At 51.6% G+C, this 11,752-nt stretch carries 10 protein-coding genes; 5 read left to right on the forward strand and 5 right to left on the reverse strand.

The window, feature by feature from the left end; genetic code table 11:
• Positions 1–3: 3 nt before the first annotated feature.
• Genes H8K38_RS04635 through flhB form a run of 4 tightly spaced genes read right to left on the reverse strand, consistent with a single transcriptional unit; the run spans position 4 to position 5,360 of the window.
• Positions 4–849 carry an antiactivator of flagellar biosynthesis FleN protein gene (locus H8K38_RS04635; protein WP_255422819.1) on the reverse strand — a complete coding sequence of 282 codons (846 nt, stop codon included), beginning with the start codon at positions 847–849 and terminating at the stop codon, positions 4–6.
• Entirely contained in the window at positions 842–2,113 is a 1,272-nt protein-coding gene (gene flhF, locus H8K38_RS04640; protein ID WP_186883633.1) for a flagellar biosynthesis protein FlhF, read from the reverse strand. Before flhF ends, H8K38_RS04635 begins: the two co-directional genes overlap by 8 nt.
• Entirely contained in the window at positions 2,110–4,212 is a 2,103-nt protein-coding gene (flhA, locus tag H8K38_RS04645) for a flagellar biosynthesis protein FlhA (RefSeq protein WP_186883634.1), read from the reverse strand. The genes flhF and flhA overlap by 4 nt, the downstream gene beginning before the upstream one ends.
• The gene (gene flhB, locus H8K38_RS04650) at positions 4,209–5,360 is read right to left on the reverse strand and encodes a flagellar biosynthesis protein FlhB (protein WP_186883635.1); all 1,152 of its coding nucleotides are present in this window, start codon (positions 5,358–5,360) and stop codon (positions 4,209–4,211) included. Before flhB ends, flhA begins: the two co-directional genes overlap by 4 nt.
• 304 nt (positions 5,361–5,664) lie before the next feature.
• On the opposite strand from flhB, the gene H8K38_RS04655 reads away from it, so the two are divergent.
• The 5 genes from H8K38_RS04655 to H8K38_RS04675 are packed head-to-tail and all read left to right on the forward strand — an operon-like array spanning position 5,665 to position 10,695.
• The gene (locus tag H8K38_RS04655; protein ID WP_255422820.1) at positions 5,665–6,090 is read left to right on the forward strand and encodes a MarR family winged helix-turn-helix transcriptional regulator; all 426 of its coding nucleotides are present in this window, start codon (positions 5,665–5,667) and stop codon (positions 6,088–6,090) included.
• 15 nt (positions 6,091–6,105) lie between these two features.
• The gene (locus H8K38_RS04660; protein ID WP_186883637.1) at positions 6,106–8,139 is read left to right on the forward strand and encodes an FUSC family protein; all 2,034 of its coding nucleotides are present in this window, start codon (positions 6,106–6,108) and stop codon (positions 8,137–8,139) included.
• Entirely contained in the window at positions 8,136–8,345 is a 210-nt protein-coding gene (locus H8K38_RS04665; RefSeq protein WP_186883638.1) for a DUF1656 domain-containing protein, read from the forward strand. The genes H8K38_RS04660 and H8K38_RS04665 overlap by 4 nt, the downstream gene beginning before the upstream one ends.
• A 3-nt stretch (positions 8,346–8,348) precedes the next feature.
• Positions 8,349–9,236, forward strand: a complete 888-nt coding sequence (locus tag H8K38_RS04670; RefSeq protein WP_186883639.1) for an HlyD family secretion protein — start codon at positions 8,349–8,351, stop codon at positions 9,234–9,236.
• A gap of 13 nt (positions 9,237–9,249) precedes the next feature.
• Positions 9,250–10,695, forward strand: coding sequence for an efflux transporter outer membrane subunit (locus H8K38_RS04675; protein WP_186883640.1), 1,446 nt, complete (start codon positions 9,250–9,252; stop codon positions 10,693–10,695).
• A 37-nt stretch (positions 10,696–10,732) separates the two neighbouring features.
• Here H8K38_RS04675 and H8K38_RS04680 read toward each other — a convergent pair whose 3' ends face one another.
• Entirely contained in the window at positions 10,733–11,620 is an 888-nt protein-coding gene (locus tag H8K38_RS04680; protein ID WP_186883641.1) for a LysR family transcriptional regulator, read from the reverse strand.
• Between the last annotated feature and the right edge of the window lie 132 nt (positions 11,621–11,752).

Genomic DNA, 11,752 nt, shown 5'->3' on the forward strand with positions numbered 1-11,752 from the left:
AAATTAGATTCCGAGAGCGATGCCCTGTTGTCCGGATACACTGTCCAGACACAATGCAGATCGCGCACTGACAGCAAGCCGCTCTGCCAGTTGAAAAAAAGCCATGGAAGAGCGCGCTTTTGGAAAAGCGTCGATCACTGACCGCCCCTGATGAGCAGCTCTTCTGACGAATTCATCATCCGGCACATAACCAATGAAATTTAAGGGTACCGCAAGATATCGTTGAGACGCCTGAGCCATATTCGTATAAATCAACATTGCTTCTTTCTCAGATACACCGGACACCAAAATACTAAAAGAGCGTCGCCCCAGACGAGCACTCATACGCTTAATCAGTCCATACGCAGATTTGATTGCTGACGGATCTGAAGAAACCTGAATCACCACTTCACTGTCATCCAGAGATGCCAGTGGAAACGCATCGCACGCATCAATATCACAATCAACCACGACCATATCGGCACGATGTACTGCCAGATCAAATACTCTCGACAATCGTCTCGAATTCTCGGCGGACAAGCTGGATGACACAGTCCTCTGACGCGATAACATCGATACTGACAAGCCAGATGCAACCATTTTTACTGCCTCGTGCATTGTACGCTGTTGTTGCGCTACATCCAACAAGGTGCGCTCTATGCTCGCATTGAACCACGCGCCTACACTATCGGAAGACGAACGTGCATCAACCATCAAAATTTGCTGTCCCTGCCGCGCTACTGACACACCCAGATTCACCAGCATTTCGCTTTTTTCATTGTCTTTCAACGCTGATAAAAAAGTAAATACACGCGGCTTTGGTCCAGCCAGCATGCGACGCAGTCCCTCTGCCTGATCAACATTAGCCAAGAGACACCTCCCGCGCAGCCGCTTGTCCGCCAGTTGCAGCAGATCCGACACCAGCCATCAGCAAAGGCAGCTCTTCATCCAGGTAACGGAACGGCGCCGTTTCACGTTTCAACTTAAAGGCGCGATCAATCAGGTACTGCTTGTTTGCCACATGCAAGTCTTCCGGTACCCGTTGCCCATTCGCAATGTAATACAGACTTAACTTTTGGCGGATCACAATATCCAGCGCACCGCCTATCGTCGCCGCCTCATCGAGTTTAGTCAGAATACATCCTGCGAGACCTGTCCCCTGATAAGCACGCACGACTTCACTCAGTGTTTCACCAGTCGATGTTGCGTTCAGACACAGCAGGCGTTTCACATCAGTGCCAGAACCAGACAACATCGCGACCTGATCCGTCACCATTTTGTCGCGCTGGCTGACCCCGACAGTATCAATTAAAACAGTATGTTTATTCTTGAGCTCGGACAAAGCAATCCGTAAATCACTCTCATCTTTGACTGCGTGAACCATCACACCAAGAATTTTCCCATAGATTCGTAACTGTTCATAGCCGCCGATACGATAACCATCGGTTGTGATCAACGCCAGCTTCGACGGACCGTGACGCATCACACAGCGCGCTGCCAGTTTTGCAGTGGTCGTCGTTTTTCCAACGCCTGTCGGCCCGACCAGAGCGTACACACCGCCCTTTTCTAAAATTTCATTTTCATTATCGATGGTCGTCAGATTGCGTGCCAGAATAGACTTTATCCATTCAATACCTTGTTCACCTGTTTCATTTTCCGGCAATTTTGCTACCATGAATCGCGACAAGCTGGCGCTCAAACCAGTTGCCAGCATCTCTTTCAACACCAGCGCCTTCTGTGGTTCGCGTTTTTGCGTATTAGCCCACGACAACTCCGCCAGTTGCGATTCCAGCATATTGCGCATGGAACGAATTTCGTTCATCACATCACTTAACTCACCCGTAACAGAAACCGGAGCTGCAGCATATTCCTGCGGCTCCGCAGCGATGCCGCGCGGTGTGAATATCCGTGTTTCATGTTGAAGAGATGGCGCCGCTCTGGTGTGGTCGGGGGTGATCTGGCGCTCATCCTTAGTCGGTGTGATCGACTGCATCGCTTCATCGGCCATCGCCATAATCTCGACCTTACCGTCAACATTCCGGTTGGACAAAATCACCGCATCCGCACCCAATGCTTCCCTTAATAAGCGAAGCGCCTCGCGCGAGGTGTTAGCAGTAAATTTTCTGACGTTCATGATTGCCCTCCAACAAGGCTGGTAACTCTAATGGTTTTTGTTTCAGGTAATTCGGCATGCGACAACACTTTGAGTTGCGGCAATGTACGACGTAAGAATTTAGACAGCAAAGCACGCAGCGGCGCAGGCACCAGCAGGACTGGTGTCATGCCCATTTCTTCTTGGTGTTTGGCCGCAGTTTCGGTTTGTGTTGTCAGCGCCTCAGCCAAGCCAGGCTCGAGAGCAGCACCATCGCCACCACCGGCATGGATCGCCTGCATCAGCAAACGTTCAAGACGACTATCCAGAGTCATGACGGTCAGCTCATTTGTTGCCGGGAAAATTTGCTGAACAATCGCACGACCAAGCGCAATACGTACTTGTGCGGTCAGTTCATTGGCATCCTGGGTATGCATCGCCTGCTCAGACAAGGTCTCGATAATGGTACGCATATCGCGGATATGTACGCCTTCCAGCAGCAGGTTTTGCAAGACTTTTTGCAGTACCGACAAAGGAATCAGTTTAGGCACCAGATCCTCAACCATTTTCGGCATTTCTTTTGCAAGATGATCCAGCAACTGCTGCACTTCCTGACGACCTAACAATTCAGCGGCATGGGTGGTGATCAGATGATTCAGATGGGTGGCGATTACGGTACCGGCATCAACCACGGTGTAACCCATCGCTTGCGCTTGTTCGCGCGCACTGGCATCGATCCAGATCGCAGGCAAACCAAACGCAGGATCAGTCGTTTCTACACCCGGTAAAGGCCCGGAAACCATGCCGGGATTAATCGCCAGATATTGGCCATTCATCGCTTCACCAGCGCCGACTTCAACGCCTTTCAACGCGATGCGGTATGCAGATGGCTTCAGTTCAAGATTGTCGCGGATATGCACCGGCGGCGACAGAAAGCCAACCTCTTGCGCGAATTTTTTACGTATTCCTTTAATACGACGCAGCAACTCACCGCCCTGTGATTTATCGACCAAAGGAATCAAGCGATAACCTACCTCAAGTCCCAAAGTATCCACGGGTAAGATATCCTGCCAGGTGGCTTCTTCAACTTCAGGTGCCGGCGCATTCTGCGCTTCCGCTTGCGCCGCCGCTTCGGCAGGAGAAATACCCGCTGCCTGTTCCGCTTTCTGACGCGCCAGATACCCGGCACCAGCCAGTAATCCTGCTAACAAGACGAAAGCAATATGCGGCATACCTGGAATAATGCCCATGCCACCGATAATGCCAGCGGTGATAAACATCACCTGTGGTTTGGCAAACAACTGCCCTATCAACTGACCACTGATATCTTGCTCACTGGCGACACGCGAGACAACCACACCAGCAGCAGTAGAAATAATCAACGATGGAATCTGCGCAACCAGACCGTCACCGATAGCCAGCAACGTGTAGTTCTTCAGTGCTGAACCAAAGTCCAGATCGTGCTGCACCATACCCACAATCAGACCGCCGACGATATTAATCACCGTCACCATGATCCCGGCAACCGCGTCACCACGGACATATTTAGACGCACCGTCCATCGCACCGTAGAATTCAGCTTCCTGCGCGACTTCGGTACGGCGACGACGTGCCTCTTGCTCGGCAATCAGACCAGCATTCAGATCAGCATCAATCGCCATTTGCTTACCAGGCATCGCATCCAACGCAAAACGTGCGCCCACTTCAGCGATACGACCTGCACCTTTTGTCACCACCGTGAAGTTAATGATCGTCAGAATCACAAACACCACGATACCGACAGTGTAATTTCCACCAATCAGAAAATGACCAAAAGCCTCAATCACCTTACCTGCGGCGTCCGGGCCTGTATGCCCCTCAGTCAACACCACGCGGGTAGACGCGACGTTGAGCGATAAACGCAACATAGTGCTGACCAGCAGCACTGTTGGGAACACCATGAAGTCCAGCGGCTTCACCGTGTACAAACTCGTCAGCAAAACAATGATCGCAATCGCGATATTGAAACTGAAAAAAACGTCGAGAATAAATGCTGGCAATGGCAACACCATCATAGCCAGCATCAGAATAATCAAGATAGGCGCTGCCAGCGCCCTGCCATTGAGCCCGTTCATCCACAACGGCAATTTCAGGCTATTCATACTGCTACTCCTACTTGATTATTCGGGTCCAACTCTGCGGGAACTTCTAATTCGCGTGGTTCTTCCGGTCTGATGCCACCACGTTCGCGGTAGCTGCGAAGCTGGAATACATATGCAAGGACTTCAGCGACAGCCGCGTATAAAGCTTCCGGAATTTCGTCGCCTAACTCTGTGTGCTTATACAGCGCACGCGCCAGCGGTGGCGCTTCTAGCAAAGGAACATTGTGTTCGGCACCAAGCTCACGGATTTTTGCAGCAACTTCATCCGCACCTTTCGCCACTACCTTTGGTGCGCCGCCACCACCCTCGGTATATTTCAGTGCGACGGCGAAGTGCGTCGGGTTGGTCACAATAACGTCAGCAGTCGGAATTTCAGTCATCATCCGGCGACGCGCCATTTCACGTTGTTGCTGGCGAATCTTCGCTTTAATTTGCGGATTACCATTCGACTCTTTCGATTCCTGCACCACTTCCTGATGCGTCATCTTTAATTTGTTCGCGTAATGCCACATCTGATACGGCGCATCTATCGCCGCAATCGCAACTAAAGCAGCAACGATAGACATAAAACACACGGCCATCATGTGACCAACGTGTGCGATCCCCGCGTGCAGATTTTCCAGAGGCAAACCAAAAATCGCCTCTTTTTGCCCCATGATGACAACCCAGGCAACGCTACCGACAAGCACTGTTTTTACAATCGCCTTCAACAATTCAACACCGGCACGAGCAGAAATCATGTTTCCCAAGCCGGAAATCGGATTCATGCGCCCGAAATTAGGTTGCAGCGCCTTAGCACTGAACAACCAGCCACCAATCAACAACGGTGAGCCCAATGCCACCAGCAACAGCACCAATACGACGGGGGAAAATGCCAACAGAACATCCAGTAAATTAACGCCGATTTTTCCAATCAACAAATTAAAGTCAAAGGCAGCTTCACGTTCCAGAGTCAGACCTGTAATCAGATTTTTATTTAATTGCTGAACCAGAGTGCCGCCCATCGCCCAGAGCGCACCGCCAGCTGCCAGTAAAATCGTGCAGGTTGACAGCTCACGCGAACGCGGAACATCCCCTTCCTCACGCGCCTGCTCAAGGCGCTTCTCCGAGGCCGGTTCTGTTTTTTCGAGATCGCTATCTTCGGCCATTGCCGACTCCTGTCATTTCCACAAAGCAAGTAATGCTTCGATTACGTAAATTTACAGATGAGATTATTGAACGCGCCGCCGAACTTGGATGCGAGGAATAAAGGAGTAAATACCCGTTTATTCCCTTTAAAGGACACCAGCCGGACATCTCATTTCAGATACAAGCGATTGAATAACCCTTTAGTAAGGATCTCTGGTGTAGCTACAGATTGGTTTCAGGTCCCGGCGGATTTTTAAATATCATGCTAATATTTAGCATGCTAATTAAATTAATCGCACAATGACCCCTTACGATAAAACCCTGATGTCGTTGACACATACGCTGATACAGGTTGGTCGCGCTTATAAATCTGCCGCAGACCAAATGACGGCGGACTTTCATCTTTCACATGCAAGCGCCTGGCCTGTACTGATGATTTCGCGGTTGGGTGATGGTGTGCGCCCGGGCAAAGTCGCTCAGGCGGTTGGCATCGAGCCTCCGTCGATGGTGCGATTGATCGATCAGTTAATCGACAGCGGTCTTGTTTTAAAACAGGATGACCCTACAGACCGGCGAGCCAAGGCACTCTTTCTGACCGCAGAAGGGAAACAAGTGGCAGAACGTTTAGAAGCGGCGCTTTTACCATTTCGCAGGGAACTGTTCAGCGACATTCCGCAGGCTGACGTCGAAGCCTGCCTGCGCGTGCTCAACAAACTCAATGGGCAACTGACCGAGACACCTATAGAATAAGACTGCAGAAATATCGTGAAACTTCCCTCACCTTCTCACCTGCTGTTTTCTGCAAAATGCTTTGTTGCGGCCATGCTGGCTTTGTATATCGCAATGGCATCCGGTTTACCCCGACCGTTCTGGGCGATGATGACCGCGTATATTGTCGCCAATCCGTTTGCCGGAGCCGTACGTTCCAAAGCGATTTACCGTGTTTTTGGTACGATTCTGGGCTCGCTGTTCACCATTCTGATAGTGCCGCAGTTAGCGAACGCGCCTGAGCTGCTATCCGCCGCAATCGCTTTGTGGGTGGGACTATGTCTGTATATTTCCTTACTTGACCGTACACCCCGCTCCTATGTTTTTATGCTGGCAGGTTATACCGCCGGTCTGATCGGTTTTCCCGCGGTCTCAGATCCGACCTCAATCTTCGATACTGGTCTGGCTCGCGTTGAAGAAATCTGCATTGGTATTTTGTCTGCCAGTGTCGTTCACTCCGTTGTATTTCCGCAAGGGATAGGCCCAGGCATTTTAAACAGATTGGATGCAGCGATCCGTGATGTACGGAGCTGGATGTACGACGTGCTGCAACCGACGCCCGGCAGCGTATCCGCATTGGGATCTGCCCGTCTCTCCCTCGCGGCTGAAATTACTGATCTGCGTGTAATGTCAACGCACCTGCCGTTTGACACTTCTAACTTGCGACTGACCTCGGGGCTGGTTCACAGATTAGCCGACAACATCACCAATATGCTTGCCCTGCTACTGGCAGTAGAAGACCGGCTGAACACGTTGCAACATCTGAGTCCGGCGAGTTTAACGCCGCGCTGGCAAAAGCTGCTAAATGACGTCGCCGCCTGGCTGCAAGAGGAAAATAGCGAGGCGGCTCAACGCTTAACAGCATTCCAAAAAGAACTTGAACTACTGACGCCGAAGTTCAGCGCGGCCTCAAGCTGGAGCGATATCCTGTGTCTGAATCTGATCAGGCGCCTCAGTAAACTGATTACCATCTATGCGGAAGTGTTGGAGTTAAGGAGTCAGATTACACTCGCGATGCAAGGAGGAACCACTTCCACTCAGGAACATGCCAATACATCCGTTTTGCACCGCGATCATGGCATGGCATTCCGATCTGCTTTTGCTGCTGTCGTCGCCATTTCTGTCTGCAGCGCATTCTGGATACTCACCGCATGGCCTGCCGGGGCCGCCGCGCCCATGATGGCAGGCGTGTTCTGCTCATTTTTTGCAACGCAGGACGATCCGGTTCCGGCGATTAAGATGTTTATCAAATATACCTTGCTGTCGGTACCTGTTGCGATGCTTTACATCATCAGCATTATTCCGGCGATTCACAGTTTTGAAATGCTGCTGCTTTGCATGGCCCCTTTATTTATCGTCGCTGGCAGCTACATTCCCCATCCTGCAACCGGAGGCAAAGCACTCGCCTTCCTAATCGGAGTTGCCGGCGCGTTGTCACTGCAAGACACAGGCACACTGGAAATCACCAGTTTTCTTAACGGCTTACTTGCGCAGCTTTTCGGATTTGTGACAGCCGGCGTTGTCACCAGCCTGATTCGCACGGTCAGCAACGACTGGATGATTTCCCGGATGATGCAAACCGTCCATCGTGAATTTGTAGAAATGAGCCACTTATCAGCGCCACCATTACGTGACATCGCGATCCGCACTGTTGACCGCATCGGTTTGCTGATGCCGCGACTATCCAAACGTCACCCCAACCCCGATGAACGTAATCACACTATCCATCATTTACGTGAGCTGCGCGCAGGGATTCATATTACGCAATTACGCGGGATGAATGCGGAATTGAAAATGAACGGCATTCTGTTGTCGCCGCTATTCACCAGTATCGGCAATCACTTTACAAACCTGGACAACACCACCGCCAACGCACTGAATTATCAGATCGATCAAACGCTGCGTGAGATCTGCGCCAGCGATAGCAAACCTATTCATCTGGCAGCGATTTCAGCGTTAACCAGTATGCGTCGTGATCTGTTTCCCGATGCCCGTACATACAACCCGTTTGTAAAGGAAAAGATAGCGTGACAGCAGAAATCAGTATTTTCGGGCTGTACGTTCCCGTCCTTTTACTACTCGCCATCGTCGCTTTTCTGTGCACGATGCTGGCCGGACGTTTCCTGATGCGCACCGGCTTTTACCGCTTCCTATGGCATCCGGCTCTTTTTGAACTGGCCTTGTTTTTCATTTTTTTAGGCAGTTTTTCACTTGTTCTGACAAACTCAGGTTATTGATTTATGCAACTGAATAATTTAAAAAAAACTCTCGCAATTTACTCTCGCGTCGCATTGACCTGCATTTTTGTCGTGATCGCCAGCTTTCTGGCCTGGCGTCTTTGGTGGCACTATGAAATGGACCCGTGGACACGGGACGGTCGCATCAAGGCAAACGTGATTCAGGTTGCACCAGATGTTTCTGGTCAAGTCACCAAAGTCCTGGTTCATGACAACCAGCAAGTCAGCATCGGCGATGTGCTGTTCGACGTTGATAGCGCACGCTTTGAGCTGGCTTTGCGGCAGGCCGAGGCAGCAGAATTATCTCAGCGAATCGCACTTGAGCAGGCGATTAAAGAAGCACGCCGCAACAACGCGTTACGCGAACTGGTTTCCGATGAAAGCAAGGAACAAGGCAGCGCCCATGTTGAACAACTGCGCGCAGCACTGACTCAGGCGACGATCAACCGGGATCTGGCAAAACTGAATCTGAAACGGACTCACATACTGTCGCCAGTTAATGGCCGCGTTGCCAACCTTGATTTACGAACTGGCTCCTACGTCAGTGCCAGTCACGCCGTTCTGGCGCTGATCGACACCGATTCTTACTATGTCGAAGGCTATTTCGAGGAAACGAAACTGCCCCGCATTGCTGCCGGTGATGCCGTCACGATTATTCCTATGGGCGGCACGACCAAGCTGCCCGGGCACGTCGATAGTATTGCCAGCGGGATTGCCGAACGCGATCGTCTTACCTCACCCAATTTATTAACCAGCATCAATCCGACATTTAACTGGGTCCGGCTTGCACAACGCATTCCAGTCCGCATTACATTCGATAAGCTGCCGCAGGGAACCACACTGGTCGCAGGACAGACAGTGACCGTCGATGTCCGCAACAGCCGTACCTGAGTAGATTTTTAAAATGAAATCCATCCTTGCTTACACACAGGTCACCTGCTACGCCGCCATTCTGCTGATGTCCGGCTGCACTGCCTCCGGACCACAGTATTCACTACCATCGCAGTCCGTGGTACAGCGGCCTGTTGCTGCCGCACCTTTTCTGGCGGCCGGCGAAACGGTATATCGTTCCACACCATTACCAGACAACTGGTGGCAACTTTATGACGAACCGGTGATGAACGCGTTAATCCAAGAGGCGCTGAACGCAAATGCAGATCTGAAAGTTGCTGCCGCAAACCTTGCACGAACCCGTGCAGTAGAAAAAGAAACTGCGGATGCGACAACACCCACTATCGGTCTCAGCGCTGCACCATCTGCCGGGCGAGCTTCTGCAGCGGCAAGAGGTTTACCAAATGCCCTGCCGGATAGCTGGAGTTACGATAGCACTGTCAGTGTTTCTTACCAGGCCGATTTGTTCGGCAAAATTGCCCGCGCGACTGAAGCCGCCAACGCGGATACTCAGGCGGCACAGGCTGGATACGATCTGGTCAGAATCAGCGTTGTCGCCGATACAGCCCGTGCCTATACCGAAGCCTGCTCAGCAATGCGGCAAATTACCATCGGCCAGCGGTCGATCGACTTACAGAAAAAAACCACCGACCTCATCGCAAAACGCATTCAACTCGGACGGGGAACCGAGATCGACCATACGCGTTCGCTTGCGCAACTTGCCCTGTTGCAATCGGCACTGCCGCAATATCAATCACAACAACGTGTGGCTTATTACAAACTGGCAGTATTAACCGGAAAAACCCCGCAGGAAATGAGTCTGAACCAGCCTCAGTGTCACGATGTTCCCAGATTAACGTCTCCGTTACCCGTAGGTGACGGTGCAGCCCTTCTGCGCCGCCGGCCAGATATCCGCCAGGCGGAACGTAATCTGGCTGCAGCCACCGCCCGCATCGGCGTCTCAATCGCGGATCTTTATCCTCACGTTTCCTTTGGTATATCCGCCGGAAGCAGCGGATTGTTAGATCACTTTGGCGCAGGCAATGCCTTTCACTGGAATCTCGGCCCACTGATCTCATGGAGCTTCCCGTCTGCAGGCGCCCGTAGTCGGGTCTCCGCAGCAGAGGCCAGCGCAGAGGGCGCACTGGCTCACTTTGATGCGGTCGTTCTGAATGCACTGAAAGAAGCGGAGAGCGCGCTGATTATCTACGCCAGAGAAAAAGATAGAAATACCGCACTACAGACCGCCCGTGACGAAAGTGTCAGGGCGGCACAGCAGATACGCCATTTGTTTGAAAGTGGCCGGACAGATTTTCTGTCTGTACTGGATGCAGATCGCGGCGCCGCCTCATCAGAAGCGGCATTAGCGGCATCCGATGCACAACTGACAAACGATCAGATCAGCTTATTCCTGGCACTTGGCGGTGGCAACGCTCAGCCAGTCATCACGCATCAGTAAATGCAATGTCGGCACAACTTTGACGACCTTACAGCAATCAGGTTTTCTTTAAATTCCACAGTAAGGACTGACGTGCATGCGCTACCCTCGGCTGCCTTAACGCTGACGGCGTCCACACCAGATAGTAATCAAGAAAGGTGGAACCGACGGGGGCCGGAATTTCCATCAGTTGACCATTATCCAGATACGGCGCGCACAAATATTCGGGCAGCGCAGTCCAACCGAAATGCCTGCATAAGAGGTTACGAAGCGATCGTAAATCCTGACCTGTCATCGCCGGATTGATCTGCCCATGATCAATTTTATTTTTTACCAGCCAACGATCTATCATCGACAGCTCAAGGTTATACGCCAGTAAAGGCTCAGCAAGCAATGCCTGCCGGAAATCCGGTGCACTGATAATCCTATCGGCAACCTGAGGCGAAGCGACCGCAAGTACCCGCTCGTTCCGGATCAACTCACAATGCAGACGCTTATCATTTGCAGGGTAAGCGGAAATCCCCAGATCACAATGTCCCTCCGTCAGCATATGAGTAATCAGGTCACTGTCTCCCGTATGCAACCGGACTTTCATACCAGCTTCAAGCAAGGGTTGCAAATGTATTGTCACCACTTCGGCCAGAAAGTCGCCGTGCCCGATAATACGCAGCGCACCGGTAAGTTCAATCGACCTGGCTCTGGCGGAGGATAAGGCCGCTTCTGCATCATCGAGTTTATTGCCCAAATCAGCAGCCAGCTCGTCCGCAGCTGCCGTCGGCACAACACCACGCACCTCCCGCTCAAACAATTTACGACCTATCGCCACTTCCAGCCCGGCGATGTGCTGAGACACCGCTGGCTGGGTCAGATTCAGACTGCGCGCCGCATTCGTGACGGAGCGCTGCCTGTACACTTCAATAAAAGTCCGGAGACGCTGTAGAGACATGAATAAGGTATAAATTAATTTATGGCACCACTAAGATAGTCTAATTAGCCAGCACTGTCACCACCCAGTAAGATGTTTCCCATGCCGACGAGGTGTGCGTAGCACGAATGACGCTCACCTTCATGAGACAAA

Origin of the sequence: Undibacterium sp. FT79W, from assembly GCF_014284215.1 — a bacterium.
GTDB lineage: Bacteria > Pseudomonadota > Gammaproteobacteria > Burkholderiales > Burkholderiaceae_D > Undibacterium > Undibacterium aquatile.